Annotated in this window: 12 protein-coding genes and 1 tRNA gene; 9 read left to right on the top strand and 4 right to left on the bottom strand. The window is 58.0% G+C overall.

All coding sequences use genetic code 11. From position 1 onward, the window contains the following. Nucleotides 1-10 precede the first annotated feature (10 nt). Both C495_RS03840 and C495_RS03835 read left to right on the top strand, forming a co-directional pair. Nucleotides 11-991, top strand: a complete 981-nt coding sequence (locus C495_RS03840; protein WP_008160196.1) for an isocitrate/isopropylmalate family dehydrogenase — start codon at nucleotides 11-13, stop codon at nucleotides 989-991. A gap of 117 nt (nucleotides 992-1108) precedes the next feature. Continuing rightward, on the top strand, nucleotides 1109-2194 hold the full coding sequence (locus C495_RS03835) for an alpha/beta fold hydrolase (RefSeq protein WP_008160193.1): 1086 nt from the start codon (nucleotides 1109-1111) through the stop codon (nucleotides 2192-2194). A 9-nt stretch (nucleotides 2195-2203) separates the two neighbouring features. Here C495_RS03835 and C495_RS03830 read toward each other — a convergent pair whose 3' ends face one another. Further along, a complete protein-coding gene (locus C495_RS03830; protein WP_008160192.1) occupies nucleotides 2204-4114 on the bottom strand; it encodes a polysaccharide deacetylase family protein in 1911 nt (636 codons plus the stop codon). A 201-nt stretch (nucleotides 4115-4315) separates the two neighbouring features. Beyond that, on the bottom strand, nucleotides 4316-5128 hold the full coding sequence (dph5, locus tag C495_RS03825) for a diphthine synthase (protein ID WP_008160190.1): 813 nt from the start codon (nucleotides 5126-5128) through the stop codon (nucleotides 4316-4318). A gap of 308 nt (nucleotides 5129-5436) precedes the next feature. Here dph5 and C495_RS03820 point away from each other — a divergent pair, with 308 nt between their 5' ends. The 4 genes from C495_RS03820 to C495_RS03805 all read left to right on the top strand — a co-directional run bounded on the left by C495_RS03820 (nucleotide 5437) and on the right by C495_RS03805 (nucleotide 9009). Then, on the top strand, nucleotides 5437-6108 hold the full coding sequence (locus C495_RS03820; RefSeq protein ID WP_008160189.1) for a metal-dependent transcriptional regulator: 672 nt from the start codon (nucleotides 5437-5439) through the stop codon (nucleotides 6106-6108). A 79-nt stretch (nucleotides 6109-6187) separates the two neighbouring features. Continuing rightward, nucleotides 6188-7219: a metal ABC transporter solute-binding protein, Zn/Mn family gene (locus C495_RS03815; protein ID WP_049890133.1), complete on the top strand. Its 1032-nt coding sequence runs from the start codon at nucleotides 6188-6190 to the stop codon at nucleotides 7217-7219. Nucleotides 7220-7252: 33 nt separating this feature from the next. Next, a complete protein-coding gene (locus C495_RS03810; RefSeq protein WP_008160185.1) occupies nucleotides 7253-7993 on the top strand; it encodes a metal ABC transporter ATP-binding protein in 741 nt (246 codons plus the stop codon). Next, nucleotides 7990-9009 (top strand): metal ABC transporter permease, encoded by a 1020-nt coding sequence (locus C495_RS03805; RefSeq protein WP_008160183.1) that lies wholly within the window; start codon nucleotides 7990-7992, stop codon nucleotides 9007-9009. Before C495_RS03810 ends, C495_RS03805 begins: the two co-directional genes overlap by 4 nt. Nucleotides 9010-9457: 448 nt before the next feature. On the opposite strand, the gene C495_RS03800 is transcribed toward C495_RS03805, so the two are convergent. After that, nucleotides 9458-9910 (bottom strand): Rieske (2Fe-2S) protein, encoded by a 453-nt coding sequence (locus C495_RS03800; protein WP_008160181.1) that lies wholly within the window; start codon nucleotides 9908-9910, stop codon nucleotides 9458-9460. A gap of 114 nt (nucleotides 9911-10024) precedes the next feature. Between C495_RS03800 and C495_RS03795 the strand changes: the two genes are divergently transcribed. Together C495_RS03795 and C495_RS03790 are read left to right on the top strand one after the other, a co-directional pair. Continuing rightward, entirely contained in the window at nucleotides 10025-11005 is a 981-nt protein-coding gene (locus tag C495_RS03795) for a class I SAM-dependent methyltransferase (RefSeq protein ID WP_008160179.1), read from the top strand. A 110-nt stretch (nucleotides 11006-11115) separates the two neighbouring features. Further along, nucleotides 11116-11189 (top strand) — tRNA-Thr (locus tag C495_RS03790). Nucleotides 11190-11706: 517 nt separating this feature from the next. Here C495_RS03790 and C495_RS03785 read toward each other — a convergent pair. Beyond that, entirely contained in the window at nucleotides 11707-11961 is a 255-nt protein-coding gene (locus C495_RS03785) for a hypothetical protein (protein WP_049890132.1), read from the bottom strand. 356 nt (nucleotides 11962-12317) lie between these two features. Here C495_RS03785 and C495_RS03780 point away from each other — a divergent pair, with 356 nt between their 5' ends. After that, the gene (locus C495_RS03780) at nucleotides 12318-16223 is read left to right on the top strand and encodes an Eco57I restriction-modification methylase domain-containing protein (RefSeq protein WP_008160175.1); all 3906 of its coding nucleotides are present in this window, start codon (nucleotides 12318-12320) and stop codon (nucleotides 16221-16223) included. Nucleotides 16224-16348 lie beyond the last annotated feature (125 nt).

Raw genomic sequence — 16348 nt, 5'->3', positions numbered from 1 at the left:
AGATGCAGACATGACTCACGAAATCGCCGTCATCCCTGGCGACGGAATCGGACAGGAAGTCACACCAGCCGCGATCGAGGTCCTCGAGGCGCTCGACATCGACTTCGAGTTCGTCGAAGCCGACGCTGGCGACGCGGTCAAAGAAGCAACCGGCGAGGCGCTGCCCGAGGAGACCTACGAGCTGGCGGCCTCGGCCGACGCGACGCTGTTCGGTGCGGCCGGCGAGACGGCGGCCGACGTCATTCTGCCGCTTCGGGATGCAGTCGGCTCGTTCGTCAACATCCGACCCGCGAAGGCGTATCCCGGCATCGACGCCGTCCGTCCCGAGACGGATCTGGTCTTCCTGCGAGAGAACACGGAGGGCGTCTACTCGGGCCACGAGGACCGCCTGACCGACGACGTCTCGACGCTGACCCGCGTCGTCACCGAGTCTGCCTCGAGAGAGCTCGCCGAGTTCGCCTGTGACTACGTCGACACAGACGACCACGACGGCTTCACGATCGTCCACAAGGCAAACGTCATGCGCGAGACCGACGGCCTGTTCCGCGATACCGTCGCCGAGGTCGCCGACGAGCACGGCGTCGAGACTGATGAAGTGCTGATGGACGCCTTCGCGACGCACGTCTGTCTCGACCCCGAGCAGTTCGACGTCGTCGTCTGTCCGAACCTCGCGGGCGACGTCCTCTCGGACCTCGCAGCCGGTCTCGTCGGCGGGCTCGGCCTCCTGCCCAGCGCCAACGTCGGCACCGAGCGCGCCCTGTTCGAACCCGTCCACGGCACCGCACCCGACATCGCCGGCGAGGGCGTCGCGAACCCGGCCGCGGCGATCATCTCCGCCGCGATGATGGTCGAGTACCTCGGTTACGACGAGGCCGCCGACGCCATCAACGAAGCCGTCGAGGCCACGCTCGAGGAGGGCCCACGAACGGCTGATCTGGGCGGCGACGCCTCGACGGCGGACGTGACGGACGCGATCGTCGACCGACTGTAAGACACCGCGTCACCACGGTCAGAATCGGTCGTCGCTGCGGTCGTTTTTCAACCAGTCTAACTGCGCTGACAGTCAGCCGGCTTACAGTTATAACGGGCCACGTGGTAGCGCCTGCCCATGACTCGAGACGACACCCTCGCTGGCGTCAGCTCACGTATCATCGACACCGACCGACTCGAGACGCATCTCCTCGAGTCGGGTGGCCAAAGCGAGTCGACCGAAATAGATGGCACCGTCGTCTTCCTCCACGGCAACGTCTCTTCCTCGCGGTTTTTCGAGGATCTCGTGGCCAATCTGCCAGCCCGGTATCGGGCGATCGCCCCCGACCTGCGAGGGTACGGCGATTCGGAGCGAAAGCCAGTCGATGCGACGAACGGGCTCGGCGATTTCGCGGGCGATCTTCAGGCGCTGCTCGCCGACCTCGAGCCCGACCCGCCGCTGACGCTCGTCGGCTGGTCGAACGGTGGCGGGGTCGCGATGCGATACACGATCGATAATCCCGACGCGGTCGACTCGCTCGTCCTCATCAACCCGCTCTCGCCCTATGGCTTCGGCGGAACGAAAGACCTCGAGGGAACGCCCTGTTTCGACGATTACGCCGGCTCCGGCGGCGGCCTCGGTAACGACGAGTTCGTCGCCGGCCTCGCGGACCGCGACCGCAGCGAGGGTGGGGAGTCGTCCCCGCGAAAGGTGTTGCGAACGTACTACGTCAATCCGACTCACGAGTTCGACGCGGAGCGGGAGGAATCGTATCTGACCGGCATGCTCGATACGGCCACCGGCGACGAGAACTATCCGGGCGACGCGACGCCGAGCGAGAACTGGCCCGGCGTCGCGCCGGGCGACACTGGCGTCAACAACGCGATTTCGCCGAAGTACTGCTCGCTCGAGTCGATCACCGAAATCGACCCCGACCGGAAACCACCGATCACCTGGATTCGCGGCGCGTCGGATCAGATCGTCTCCAACGAGTCGCTGTTCGACGCGGGCACGCTGGGTGAGATGGGTGCGATGCCGGAGTGGCCCGGCGAGGACGTTTTCCCGCCCCAGCCGATGGTCGACCAGACGCGGGCCGTCCTCGAGTCCTACGCCGACGCTGGCGGCGAGTTCGAGGAGGTCGTCTTCGCCAACACAGGCCACACGCCACACCTCGAGGTGCCCGGCGAGTTTCTGGACCGACTCGAGACGGTGCTCGAGGGGTGAGCAGTTCGCTCAGCTGTCGGTGACCTCGAGCGTCCAGTCACCGGTGGCTTCGATGTTGAGCCAGACGGCCCCACCGGCGCGGTACGATCGCGAGTTGTCGACCGTGCCGGTCTGGTTGACGATCGACTCCATGCTGCCGTCGGCACCGTAGCCGTCGACGATGAAGTCGCCGTCGCCGTCGTGGGTCACCTCGAGTCTGACGTCGCTGTCGGTCCAGATCGGGCCGACGAAGCCCGACCCCGAGCCGCGTGCCTCGACCGGGAGCGAGTCGAGGTCGTCGGCGTGCACCTCGGGTTGATAGAGGTCGATCGACCACGTGCTGTCCGTGTCGACCTCGAGTCGGTACGTTCCGCTTTCGACCGCGGCGATCGACTCGCCGGCGGTGATCCCGGACGTGGTCACCAGCGAGTCGTCGCGACCGTCGCCCGTCGCGATCAGATCGACGGTAAAGTCGCCGTCGCCGTTGTGAGAGAAACTCGCACTGAGAACGCCGTCGTCGAGGTCGATCGTCAGCGACTCGGACGATCCCGACCCTTCGAACGCGTGGGATTGGCCTGCCTCGAGGATCGTCCCCTCCGGCCGACCGTCATTAAACGTCTCGTCACCGTCGTCGTCGCTCTCGAACGTCCCGTCGACGAGATCCGACGGTGTGATGACGTCGAGTCCGCGGTGCTCGAGGTGGTTGAGTAGGTGTTCGAAGTCATCGAGCGACATCCGGTTCGCGTCGGGGTGGACGTCCTCCTCATCGACGATCCGCGGGATTCGAAGCACGGTGAGGACCTGATACTGATCGGCGAGGTTGATGTGGCGACGCACGCCGTTGTGAAGCGCAGGCCCCCAGATCAGCGGGATCGTGTGCATCCCGGTCGGAGGGATGCCGGCCGTACAGGAACCAAAGAGAAAGGCCGAGTCGTAGACGTCCCTGATGAGTTCGTTGGTCGTCGCATCCATTCGGTCCTCGGGGATAAACAGATGTCGTGCGCCGTCTTCGAAGCCCGCCGACTCGAGTAGATCGCGGTTGGTCTCGAGGACCTGTTGCTGTCGGCTTTCGGGCATCTCCGGCAGGGCCATCGAGACACGCGGATACGAGCAGATGTCCCAGCCACGATCCTGAAGCTCGTGGAGTTGGCGCTGTCCCATCCGACCCTGATCACCGATTCGGTCGGGGCTGATAGCGGCTGCCGCCGCCCAGCCGCGTTCTTCGAGCAGCTCCGCGGCGATGTCGTAGTGGGAGTCGTGGCCGCCGTAGAACGCCAGAATCGCTTTGCCGTTGTCGGCTCCCGTGGTTCGACGGAGGTCGTCGACGAGCACTCTCGTTTTCCCGTCTTCTGGCCCCACCGCCACGATGTTGATGCGGGTGACGTTCGACAGATCCGGCTCGCCCTCCGGCTTGTGCTCGTAGCCACAGTCGAGGCGGAACCAGCCGTCGAACTCGTCGGGAATCGTTCGAACGGTGTTGAGTCGTGCCTCTCGATCCGGTGCGAGGAATTCGACGACGATCCGGGTTGCGTTTTCCGGCTTGACCGCAAGCGATGTGTCCCACTCACGGAGGTCGAGCCCGTCGGGGAAGCGGAGGTTGATACTGGCTTCTCGCTCGTCGCTCTCGATGACGGCCGCCTGCGTGCCGATCCGCGCCTCGTCCGGCGCAGCTGAGAGGTCGGTCTTCCAGGCGTTCCACTCGTTGAGATCCTCGAAGTCGGAGAGCGATTCGCCCTCGTCGATCGCGGGCCAGCGAATCGAGCCGCTGGCGGCGCCAGCGCCGCTCTCGTCGTCACCGCCCTGTGAGGTAACTCCATCCGCCACGGAGTCCGCCTCCGAGAGGAAGTCCGTACAGCCCGCCAGCGCAGCCGATGTCACTCCGGCCGTGGTCAACAGCCATCGTCGAGAGCGCCCATCGCTCGAGTTGCGTTCGTCGTTCATCCTTACCGGAGTCGTCCCAGCCGGTGTACTTGTTAATAGAGTCGTTAAACTGACTGTCACCCGAACTCGCCACTCCCAAAATTAGATACAATCGCTTAGTGGGGTGTTAAGCGCCGTTCACGACTGTTTTTGGCGCGTTCAGAATCGGCTCCGTTCCGGTCGATCTGGCCTGAAAACCGCTCGGTCGAACGGTTGTTCGGCTCAGACGACGTCGAGATCGGCTCGATCGACGCCGGCGAGTTCGACCAGCGCGTCGGCCTCGAGCAAGTGACAGTCGCCAGGAACGACGAGCAGGTGCAGCGGGTCGCCGAACTCGCGCTTGGCGAGGGCGGTCATCGTATCGGCCTCGACGAGCGGGTCCGGGCTGCCCGCGCGGGCGACGACGACGCCGACGAGGTCGGGGTACTCCTCGGCGAGTAGGTCCGCGGCCACGTCGGCAGTCATGTACTCTTCAACCGTCTCGTCTCCCTCGAGACGGTTCGTCGCGGCGTCGTTGTCCACTTTGATGTCGAGATAGACGACGGTGTGCAGGCCGTCCTCGCGGTTGTCGTCGATCGTTCTCGTTACGCTCGCGGGAAGCCCGTCAGCGCCGTGTGCATAGGGGAACGGCAGCGTCGTCGCCTTCCCGAAGCGATAGTTCTGGAGTCCGGTTAGCGCACTCGTGGCCGTCTGAGCTGTGACGCCGTGGATCACCCGCGTCTCGATACCGCGCTCGTGGGCGCGCAACCGAAGGTCGACGTGGGTCGTCGAGATCATCGTATCGCCCGCGGTGAGGAAGGCGACGTTCTCGGCTTCGGCCGCCGCGAGGATGTCCTCGGGGTGTTGTTCGACGCCCGCGCGGTCGCGAACCTCGATGTCGACGTCGTGGTGGGCCTCGAGGTCGTCGACGGTCGTCCCGATCAGGTTACTGGTGTAGAACTCGGCGTAGGCGCGGTCGGCGTTGCGAAGCGCCTCCTGGCCCTCGACGGTGATCGATCGTTCGTCGTAGAGGCCGAGACCGATGAAGGTGAGCATGGCGGGCCTAGCGCCAGCACGTGCTATAACGTTTCGAGTTGGGGCTCCGAATCCAATCGCCATCCGAACCGGGTGGGCTCCAGGAGAATCGATCATCGTCCCTTGGTGAAACACCGATAGGTCGGACCCCTCCGGCGTCAGTACCTCCGGGTAGCCGTGTGAACAGTTGTCGATGTCAGATTCGAGATCACAGCCGGGAGTGGACGAACTCGATGCTGTCTTCGCGTCCGTGAGGATAATTAGACTAGGCTAATATTAGTGTTTTAATCCACAAACTTATTAACAATTAGGACTACACTTGCTAGCTGATGGACCTCAGTCCGATCGCAGAGGAGTATCTGAAAGCGATCTCTACCCTCGAGACTGAGCATGCACGCCCGATCCGAACCGTCGAAATCGCTGACGAGATTGGGGTTACGTCCGCCTCCGTCTCGAGTATGATCGACACACTCGATGAACGAGGACTCCTCGAGCATACACCGTACAAGGGCGTCGAACTGACCGGTGACGGCGAGGAGATCGTCACGACACTAGTGCGGAAACATCGACTGCTGGAAACGTTTCTGACGGACCATCTCGACTATCGGTGGACCGACGTACACGAGGAAGCGGACCGGCTCGAGCATCACGTCAGCGACGAGTTCGCCACGCGGTTGGCGACGTTTCTCGACGATCCCACGACAGATCCCCATGGTGATCCGATTCCGGACACTGCGCTGACCGTCAGCGAGGAGTCAGTACAGACTCCACTGACCGAATACGAAGCCGGTGAGACCGTTGTCGTTGCTCAAGTCCCCGACCGTGACCACGACGTTCGTGAGTACCTGTTCGAGCACGGACTCGAGCCGGGGACGGAGCTATACCTCGAGGCGGTGACGGCGGTCGGTATCCTCGAAGTCGTTCCCGACGACGCCGACGACTCCGTCTCGATACCGACCAAGATCGCACGGCACGTCAGTGCTCGAGCGACGTCACGATAAGGAGAGGAGGCTATTAGATAAGGCTAATCTATAATTTAGAAACCAAAAATTCAAATGGAGACTTCTCTAACGGAGTAGTATGAGATCCGACCCACCTAACGGGAACGGACCACGAAGCGTATCGCGAAGGAAATTCGCGGCTCTCGGTGCGGGAGCGCTCACGACCGGGTTAGCCGGGTGTTTCGGGGATGCCTCGGAGGACGACGACCAGAACGTGGCAGTCGCGTCGTTCTTTACGTTCTACGACTTTACCCGGCAGATCGCCGACGGAACGTCGTTGTCGGTCGACAACCTCGTTCCCGTCGGTCTCCACGGCCACGGCTGGGAGCCGGACCCGTCGATCACACAGGACATCGTCGACGCCGACGCGTTCGTTCACGTCGGCCCCGACTTCCAGCCCTGGGCCGATCGAGCGATCGAAACCGTCCAAGACGACGACGCGGGGACACACCTGGTCAACGCCCGAGAGGGAATCGAACTGCTCGACCTCGCCGAGACCGTCGAAGACGACGAGGAGATCGAGGGCGGCAAAGACCCTCACTTCTGGCTCGACCCGGGGCTGGCAAAGCAGGCAGTCGACAACATCGCGGACGGACTCACGGAAGTCGTGCCCGACCACGAGGGCGAGTTCGCCGACAACGCCGACGAGCTCAAAGGCGAGTTAGACGAACTGGACGCCGAGTGGGAGGCGATCTTCGAGGGGGCACAGCGAGAGTACGTTTTCCTGGCGGCACACAACGCCTTCGAGTACCTCGGCCAGCGCTACGGCGCGACGATCCAGCCGCTGATCGCGAACCTCGCCGCCTCGGACGACGTTCGGACGAGTGATATGCAGTACGCAGAGGACATGATCGCCGAACACGACATCCAGTACATCGGGGCGGCGATCTTCGAACCCAACTCCTGGGCAAAGCAGCTGGTCGACGAGACCGACGCCGAGGCGTACTACCCCGTGACGCCCTACGCCGGGACGAAAGACGAGTGGGTCGACCAGGGTTGGGGCTACTTCGACATCGCCCGTAACATCAACATGCCGACGTTCGAGATCGCCCTCGATGCGGCAGATCCGGAGGAGACGGACCTCGGCGAGGAGTGGCGCAACTTCGACTGACACGATCCACACACGACACCGAATCATGTTACAATGACACACATAACAGTCGAGGACGTCTCGTTCGGGTACACCGCAAGCCCTGTCGTCCAGGACATGACATTTTCCGTCGAGGAAGGAGAGTACGTCGGCGTGATCGGCCCGAACGGCTCCGGCAAGAGTACGCTCCTCCAGTTGATCTTGGGGCTGTACGCACCCGATCAGGGTATCGTCGAGCTATTTGGCCGGCCGTCTCGAGCCTTCGTCGACCGCGACCGCGTCGGCTACGTCGCACAGGACGTCACCGAGAACACGAAGGAGATGCCGATCACTGTCGCGGAAGTCGTCCTGATGGGACGGTTCCCCCACGTCGGTTTCGGCCGAGTCGGCTCTGACGACCGCGAGCGCACGCGAGAGGCGCTCCGGACGGTGGGGATCGACCACCTCGCCGAGAGGAAGATTACGAAGCTCTCGGGCGGCCAGCGCCAGCGGGCGTACATCGCACGGGCGCTCGCCGGCGAGGCCGACCTGCTCGTCTTAGACGAGCCGACCGTCGGCGTCGACGCCGAGTCCGTCGGGGCGTTCTTCGACCTGCTCGACGGTCTCAACGACGACGGTATGACCATTCTGCTCGTCGAACACGACGTTGAGGCCGTCCTCGAGCATACCGACCGCGTCCTCTGTCTCAACCGTGAGCTGTACTTCGACGGCCCGCCGGCGGAGTTCGCCGACAGCGACGCACTCGAGCGAGCCTACGGCATCAATACCCGGCAACGGGAGGGGGCGACGCCATGACGCCATCACCGACGACGCTGCCGACCGCGGGTGTCGATAGTGTCAGCGTTCCCGGTGTGACAAGCGTGCCGACCGATGCCCTCGGCTGGCTCATCGACCGCTGGAGCGACCTGCTGTCAGCCGTCGGCAACGCTACTGGAATCGAAATGCTCCAGTACGGCTTTATGCACCGGGCGTTTCTGGTTGGGATCCTGATCGCCGTGATGGCACCGCTGATCGGAACCTTCCTCGTCCACCGCCAGCTCGCGCTGATCGGTGACGCGCTCGCACACACGGCCTTCGCCGGCGTCGCGGTCGGGCTGTTCGTCAATGCGGTCCTCGATGTCGGTGTCTCGCCGTATCTCACCGCCGTCGTCGTCGCGATGATCGCCGCGCTCGCGATCGAGCTGATTTCGGAGGTCACCGACGCCTACAACGACGTCTCGATGGCGATCGTCCTCTCGACCGGGTTCGCACTCGGGGCCGTACTGATCAGTCTCAACGCCGGTGGGCTCGCCGTCGGGATCAACCAGTACCTCTTCGGCAATCTTGCCACGGTCTCGCGGTCGAACGCGATGATCCTGATCGGCCTCTTTCTGGTCGTCACGCTCGTCGTCGGGGTTACGTACAAACAGTTGCTGTACGTGACCTTCGACGAGACCGCCGCCAGGGTCGCCGGCCTCAACGTCCCCTGGTACAATCGCGTCATGACGATGCTCACTGCAATGGTCGTCGTCGGCGCGATGCAGATCATGGGCGTGATCCTCGTCGCAGCGATGTTGGTCGTCCCAGTCGCCGGCGCGGCCCAGCTCGCCCGAAGCTTCCGGGAAGCGTTGCTGGCATCGATTATCCTCGCCGAGCTCGCGGTACTCGTGGGTATCACACTCTCGTTTCAGTACGAGGCGACAGCCGGCGGGACGATCGTCCTCGTCGCCGTTGCACTCTACGTCGGGGCTGTTCTCCTCGGAAAAGTCCAGTCCAGTCGAGAAACGGTGGGCGATATCCATGCATCCGCCGAGGAACGCACGGCCGACTGATCGTCCTCGGTCAGATAGCGGTCTTCGATGGCGTCTTCCGCTTATACTACTGGAACGTTACGACCGGACCAATGATCGTTCTCGTCTTTGCTGCTACCGCCCGTCCTCGAGCGGCTCGAGGGGACGTTAGTGGGTCCCTCTCATGCTCGCTGGCCAGCCGTTCCCGGTCGTTTCCGATTGTGTAATTAGCCGAGTCTAATTTTTATATTAGAATAAACAAATTTAAGTGCATGCCCCGAATAGCATCGACTGCGCTTCGGAACGGCCGAAGCGTGCTGTCAGATCGTCCTCCGGATTCGCCAACAACTGGCGGGTTCCGGATGAGCTCCTGTAACGGACTGCGAGCGCCTGTGGTCAGTCACCCGCTCGTGATCACCTAACCGAGCACAGCAGGTCGCACGCTCGGGTTATCTCTATCCTCGGACACAGAAGCCAGTACAGACGGCGATCACAACGAGATATGAGAGGTCGAGTCGGGCCCGTCGTCGTCTTCACTGATGCCGCCCTCGTGGAGGAACGTCAGTTCGTCGTCGGTGAGATACACGGTACCGTCGCCGCTGACGGTGATGTCGACTGAGGGGAGCGTCGTCCCGGCGGCGTCGCCGTTGTCGCAGTGGCCCGAACACGCATCGAACATCGAGCCGTGTCGGGGACAGATGAGTTGGCCGTCGCGCATCGGGACGCCCCGTCCCGTATCGAACTGCTGTGCTTCGTGCGTACAGCGGTTGACCCACGCCGCAACGCCGTCGTCGGCCGCAGACCGACTGCTCGTCGAGTGCTGCTCGACGCTGCCGTCGCAGGGGACGAGGATGATCTCCTCTTGCTCGCCGTACTGATTTCGAACCGTGAACAGCCACGACCCCTCCTCGTGGACCGTCTCTACGGTCGTGAGTTCCTGCATAGGATCGCTAGCAGTGCCAGTCTGAAAACCGTTTACCGGCTCGGTGGCTCGAGGCCGTTCCCACGGCCGCCGCGAAACGTCACCGTTACGGCGGGCGACCGGCTTTTCGAGGGTATGGAAGTGCCGTGTGTCCGCGTGTCGCTCGAGGAGGGGGAGCAGACGCGTCGCGAACTGGCGGACGCGGACCTGATCGACGACGAGTACGAACTGACTGTCGAGGATGGACGCCTCTACGTGCCGGTCACCGACCCCGGTGCAGTTCCGGACGCGCTCGAGGTCGTCTCGATGACCGTTCCCGAGCGCGAGACGCAGACGACGCCCGCCGACGTGCTCGGGTTCGACCCCTCTTACGAGCGACTCGGCAAAGCGGTCTTGCTCGACGAGGACGACGACGAGCGTGCACGGGAGATCGCCGACGCCGTCCTCGAGTCGGATCTGCCCGTCGACACGGTGTTGAACAAGCAATCGAAGGTCAAAGGCGAGACGCGAATCCGCGACTGGGACCTGCTCGCGGGCGCGGATACCGAGGTCGTCCACCGCGAGTACGGCTGTGAGTTCACGCTGGATCTCGCCGCGGTCTACTTCTCGCCGCGACTCGCGACCGAGCGCCATCGGGTCGCCGAGCAGGTGAGCGAGGGTGACCAGGCCTTCGACATGTTCGCCGGCGTCGGTCCGTTCGTGATTCCCTTCGCGAAACGCGGCGCAGAATGTGTCGGCGTCGACGTCAACGCGGATGCGATCGAGTATCTGCGCGAGAACGCCAGCCGAAACGGCGTCGAAGAGCGGGTGACGGCGATCTGTGCGGACGTCCGTGAGGTCGCTGCCGAGTACGAGGGGTGGGCCGACCGCCTCGTGATGAACCTCCCCCACAGCGCCGATGAGTTTCTCGAGACCGCCATTACCCTCGCGGGTGACGACTGTGTGCTCCACTACTACGACATCCAGCACGAAGACGACCCCTTCGGTCCCGGCGAGCGTGCGATCCGTGCGGCTGCCGAATCCGAGTACGAGGTCAGCGTCGAAACCCGGCATACGGTCCGTTCGTACGCACCACACGAGCTCAACGTCTGTCTGGACGTTCGACTCGAGCGATAAGGACGGCCACGATAGCCACTCGCACAACCGAGCCGATTCGCAATCCTTATGACTGGTATCGGTCCTACGAATGAATGCACTCGCATCGGACAGCGACGGGCCGATGGCGTGCCGGTGTAGCTCAGACTGGCAGAGCGAATCCTTCGTAAGGATTAGGTCGAGGGTTCAAATCCCTCCACCGGCTTCCTTTTTCGGGATCAAGGCAAATGCATAGACGGCGTAGAGGTGCTTATAAAGTCCTATCACGGCAAACCACACATTTGATGACTTTTTGGCGTAGCTCTTGCCGGTTCAAATTGAACCCTTCGCGGATACGGTACTGCCCCGTACTGCGGTTTTGAAAAAGGAGTAGTGTCGCGTGACACGTTGCGCCCGAACTCGGGTATGCTATAATAACGCAGCCTCTATGTATGAATCACCTTATAGGAAACAGTTAAGCTGATGTGCAGCGAAGCTGCAGGGGAGAAGCGGGGACAAACGGATCTCACTAATCAGTTACCGAATTAGTGACAGCGCTTCCGTTATCCCGATCGACTACACTCCGACGTTCCTCTCACTACTCTTTCCTGTTACCTCTCTCTGGTAGCGGAATGGGCAATAAGAGGAAAACAGAGTATGGGCCGCTTCCGCCCAACAGAACGTGTAGTCACTAATCACAACCAGAAATAGACAACCAAAGAGAGACCGTTATTGGTTGTCACTTATTCGTTGTTCTTGATCTCAAGAAGCGCCTCGTGGAAATCGTCAATATCGTACTCATCGCTTTGAGCTATGTGAGTAGCTGCGAGGACTTGAGTCTGGTTGGCATCGTAAAAGTAAGATTCTATATCGAGTTTCTCCTTCCCTAACCAGAACACTTCCTTGAACGCTTCCTGAAACGTCAAATCATTTTCCTCGGCATATTCTTCGACTTTCTTAGATTCCTCTTCAGTAAGCTCAATTTCAATCTCTTCCATGGTCATACGTCTCACTAAACATATAAGTAAATTGTTGGTACAGTAAATAAGGGTTTACTCGTCGCGACCGAGTAGGGTAGCGCACTCGTCTCTTAGCTTGGCTGCGGAAGCTCGGCGGGATCGATGCACTTCCTCGTTCTCAGCCAGCCCGCTCATCTCTTCGTAGATCAGTGCGAGCTGTCGAACGTCAACCACGAGAAGGGCTTTGGATTTTAACATCACATATTATATGTTTTAGAACATAAAATAGATGTTGGTTATGCTCAGCAGTTTTATGTCTGATTGTGACGTTTTCCAAATATTTATCGGGGCCTGCTAAGATGATTTCACCAGTCAACTAATCTCTCACCCCTATCATGGCTCCAGAATCAGCGAACTCAGCCGCGACGGAATTTGTTGAGCAGGCTTTCGATACAACAGTCGATGAAGAAGACAGAGTAGAGCTTCTGGAAGTTATCGACGAGACAATCTCGAATCTGCGTGAGCAGATGAAGGATGATACGCTCGAGAGTATGTTGCGAGCAGACTCCGGCTCCTATCTACTCAGAGGCAGTATGACACGGGACGGGCTTCAACCCGAACCGTTCACGCAACAGGCTGTCATTGAGCCGCTCCTCGACACACTTGGACACGAATACGCGACGGAAGCGGGCGGTCTTTCGGGGGGACGCACGATGGTTGCGGATTACACGGTCTCCTTGCGCGATTACGATGACATAGATTCTACTCGCTTGCTTATTGAGGCGGAGCCGATTAACAAGAAACTCGATTCACGCGAGCACGGGGCAGGTCAGGTTCGCGATTGGCTCAGTCAACGTGAGTTCGAGTCAGACTTCGGCTTCGCTACGGATGGGGTTCGATGGATGTTCATCCGGTATGATCCTGACTCCTATTCCCACAACACCATCGAGGAGATCGATCTTCAGCCGGTGTTTCTTGCGCTATTTCAGAATCAAGTCGGTGAGCGGAAGCCGCTCGAAGAGGCTGTCTTCGATGCAGACCTCGAGCAAGTGGATCGGTTTATTCGAACCTTCGAGTTTCACAACTTCGTCTCCATCGCAGGAGAAGCCCGTCAAGTCATCAAACGGAAACAAGAGGAGATCACTGACGAGTTTTACGACGATTACATCCAGTACGTCTTCGGTATCGTAGACGAGGAAGAAGAGACCCAGCGGTCGCTAATCCACGATGGAGTTGTTTCCCCACCTGGTGCGACGGGCGATGATACACGGCTGTTCTCAGTCGAGTTGATGAACCGGCTGATCTTCATAAAATTCCTCGAAGACAAGCACATTGTTCGTCCCGATCTTCTCAAAACGATTCTCGACACCTACGAAGACGGACTCTACACTGAATCGCTCTACAAGTCCTTCGTTCAACAGCTGTTCTACGACGTACTGAACAAACGACCTGACGACCGCCCACCACAGATCCAAGACATCAGTCTGTTTGATGACATACCATATCTCAATGGTGGCTTGTTCCGTCCCTCGATTAGTCACAACGGAAGTGGTGACAGAGAGGCCTTCCAAGAACAAGACTTCGACGTTCGAGACAGCGTTCTCATCTCGATCATTGAACTACTTGAGGGCTACAGCTTCTCTGCTGACGGCTCACCAACTGACCTGGACCCAAGTGTGCTTGGGAATGTTTTCGAAAAGACGATCAACTACATCACAGGTGATAACGCCGACCAGAATAAGGATCTCGGAGCGTACTATACTCCGAAGGAGATTACCAGATTTAGTGCAGAACAGACCGTTCGACCGGCATTATTTGATCGATTGAAAGACGTTCTGATCGAAGAACGCGGGTGGCCTGAAGCAGAACTCGAGAACTACGATACGGTCTATGAACTCATCGAAGCAGTTCCCCCCTCACTTGATCTAATTGGGGCTATGCTCGATGAGGTGAATGACTTCCGTGTCGTTGACCCTGCCTGTGGAAGTGGACACTTTCTCACCTCTGTACTCGAAGAGATTGTCGGTATTCGACGGGCATTGTGGGCACAAAATGAGTCATATCCTCATGAATATCGTCTGAAAAAAGTTACAGTTCAAAATAATATCTACGGTGTGGACATTGTTGGACCAGCTGTCGAGATTGCCAAACTTCGGTGCTGGTTATCAATTATTTCAGAGCTTGAGGAAACGGATGTTGACAAACTAGATCAAGAGGAATTAGCGTTGCCAAATATTGCCTTCAACCTACGGCAAGGAAATAGTTTAATCGGATATACTGGGTTTCCTGAGACGACGGACGATGGCGATCTCTATACCCTTGAGAGCTTCAACGAAGATACCGTCAGAACAAGATACCAAAATATTATAGATGAAATTAAGGCATATGAAGAGGCAATAACTGGAGAGCAAGCTGAGGAACACCGTCGAGAGGCAAATAGGCTCTTACAAAAAGCTCGTGATGAACTCGTTGACGATGTTCAAGACGAGTTTCTATCGGCAGGTGTAGAAGGAATTAGCACTCAGAAGGTTGAAAACTTTGACCCATTCCACTGGGTACTTGAGTTCGCAGAGGTCTACGCTGATGGCGGATTTGACGTGGTTGTCGGTAATCCTCCGTGGGATGTGCTACGAACAAACCGAGATGATTACTTTTCTCGTCATGATCCACTCTTCCGGTCCCGGATGCCATCCGATAAGGACGAAATGATGGAGAAACTGTTGGAAGATCCGTCTATCGAAGAAGGATGGGAAGAGTATAATTGGGAAATGCAAGCACGGGCTGATTATTTTAATAATGCCGAAGACTATTCACTTCAAAGTCCGACTGTCGATGGAAAAGATGTCACTGCGGAAAATGAATTATCAGCGTTGTTCTTAGAACGTGTATTTAAGTTATCAAACAGTGATGGGTACGTTTCGTTTGTTGTACCTAATGTGATATTCACTGGTGCATCTGGAAAAGACCTCCGACGACACTTACTTGATGAAACCTCTATCACATCAATACTCCACTTTGAAAACAAAGGCATATTCGATGGGATTGACTCCCGTTATCGGTTCGGTATTCTCACATTCAAAAACTCTGGAAAAACGGACATAGTTCAGGGTGCTTTCGCTGAGCAATCACTCGATATTATAGATGAGTTCGAAAAACGAACTGTCGAAATCCCACGTCGAGTTTTGAAGGAGTATTCACCAGAGGTAGGAATTTTTCCACAGGTGTCGTCGATAAAAGACATAGAAACAGTATCTGAAGTTGAGGTTTTGGACTCTATTTTACAACATCCATCTATTGACGAAGAAGTTTCAGAAGCGTGGAACGTCCATATTCATCGAGAACTTGATCGAACCTATGATGCAGATCGATTTGTAGAAGAACCCTCAGAAGGTGACTATCCTGTTTATGGCGGTAAGAATATCTATCAGTTTACTCATGACAGTCAATTCTACGAAGTTTCACCACCCGAGTTCTGGAGTGTTGAAGAGGCCAAGAATCCAGAATTAAGTGCAAAGAACCGGATTCGAGAGAAGGAAGTACGGAACCTTAAAACAGCACTCTACGAGGCGTTCAACGGAACCGGATCACAAAAACAGTTTGTCAACGACCTCCTTGAAGATGTTCGTGGTAAACCGTTGAGCGAGAAGGACGTGAAGTTAGACTGTACTGAGTACCGGATTGTCTTCCGAGATATTGCAAGGTCAACCGATGAACGTACGCTCATTGCATCAGTTATCCCCCCCAATGTTGTTTGTCACAGCAAACTGAGAACCCTGCGCCCGCATTTGGTTGAACCAGAAAGTGAGAGTGATTTAGAGGAATATCCTCTTCAAAGCGTATATGAGCCGGTTTTCTCTCCTGAGGAGATGTTCGTAGCTACGGGATTGTTAAATTCACTCCCGTTTGATTACTTGATGAGGACAAAAATTGACACGACGATTGTTGCATATAAAGTGAGAGAATCGAAGATGCCACGGTTAACTAAAGGCGATCAATGGTTTGAGTATATTTGGAAGCGGGCTGCTCGTCTCAACTGCTATGGCGATGAGTTTGAAGAAATGCGGGAACGACTTGGTGGTATTGAGCCAGCTGATGAGAAACCAGAACGCCGAAGAGTACAGGCAGAACTTGATGCTGCTGCATTCCATGCTTATGGACTTAACCGAGAGCAAACTGAATTCGTATTGGAGGATTTCAACCGCGTACAGAACCCTCGAGTAATGGACAACGAATACTTCGATATGGTTCTCGAGAAGTACGAGGAACTAGAAGAGCAAGAAGTAAAAGAACCAGCCACATAACTGCTTAGAGTTAGACTCACAAAAGTTGCCTTCCGTGAATCAACGTATCTGTGTAGAGTGAGACGAGATACATAATAGACTTTGCAGAATACTTCACTACCAGCGGGATTTTTCTTATAGGAATT

Source organism: Natronorubrum sulfidifaciens JCM 14089, assembly GCF_000337735.1.
Lineage (GTDB): Archaea > Halobacteriota > Halobacteria > Halobacteriales > Natrialbaceae > Natronorubrum > Natronorubrum sulfidifaciens.
This window is presented reverse-complemented; position numbering and strand designations above follow the sequence as displayed.

Coding starts and splice junctions, on each gene's coding strand:
- C495_RS03810 (WP_008160185.1), top strand. CDS start 7,253: ATGACACACATAACAGTCGAGGACGTCTCGTTCGGGTACACCGCAAGC.
- C495_RS03800 (WP_008160181.1), bottom strand. CDS start 9,910: ATGCAGGAACTCACGACCGTAGAGACGGTCCACGAGGAGGGGTCGTGG.
- C495_RS03795 (WP_008160179.1), top strand. CDS start 10,025: ATGGAAGTGCCGTGTGTCCGCGTGTCGCTCGAGGAGGGGGAGCAGACG.
- C495_RS03805 (WP_008160183.1), top strand. CDS start 7,990: ATGACGCCATCACCGACGACGCTGCCGACCGCGGGTGTCGATAGTGTC.
- C495_RS03840 (WP_008160196.1), top strand. CDS start 11: ATGACTCACGAAATCGCCGTCATCCCTGGCGACGGAATCGGACAGGAA.
- C495_RS03820 (WP_008160189.1), top strand. CDS start 5,437: ATGGACCTCAGTCCGATCGCAGAGGAGTATCTGAAAGCGATCTCTACC.
- C495_RS03780 (WP_008160175.1), top strand. CDS start 12,318: ATGGCTCCAGAATCAGCGAACTCAGCCGCGACGGAATTTGTTGAGCAG.
- C495_RS03830 (WP_008160192.1), bottom strand. CDS start 4,114: ATGAACGACGAACGCAACTCGAGCGATGGGCGCTCTCGACGATGGCTG.
- C495_RS03835 (WP_008160193.1), top strand. CDS start 1,109: ATGACTCGAGACGACACCCTCGCTGGCGTCAGCTCACGTATCATCGAC.
- dph5 (WP_008160190.1), bottom strand. CDS start 5,128: ATGCTCACCTTCATCGGTCTCGGCCTCTACGACGAACGATCGATCACC.
- C495_RS03815 (WP_049890133.1), top strand. CDS start 6,188: ATGAGATCCGACCCACCTAACGGGAACGGACCACGAAGCGTATCGCGA.
- C495_RS03785 (WP_049890132.1), bottom strand. CDS start 11,961: ATGGAAGAGATTGAAATTGAGCTTACTGAAGAGGAATCTAAGAAAGTC.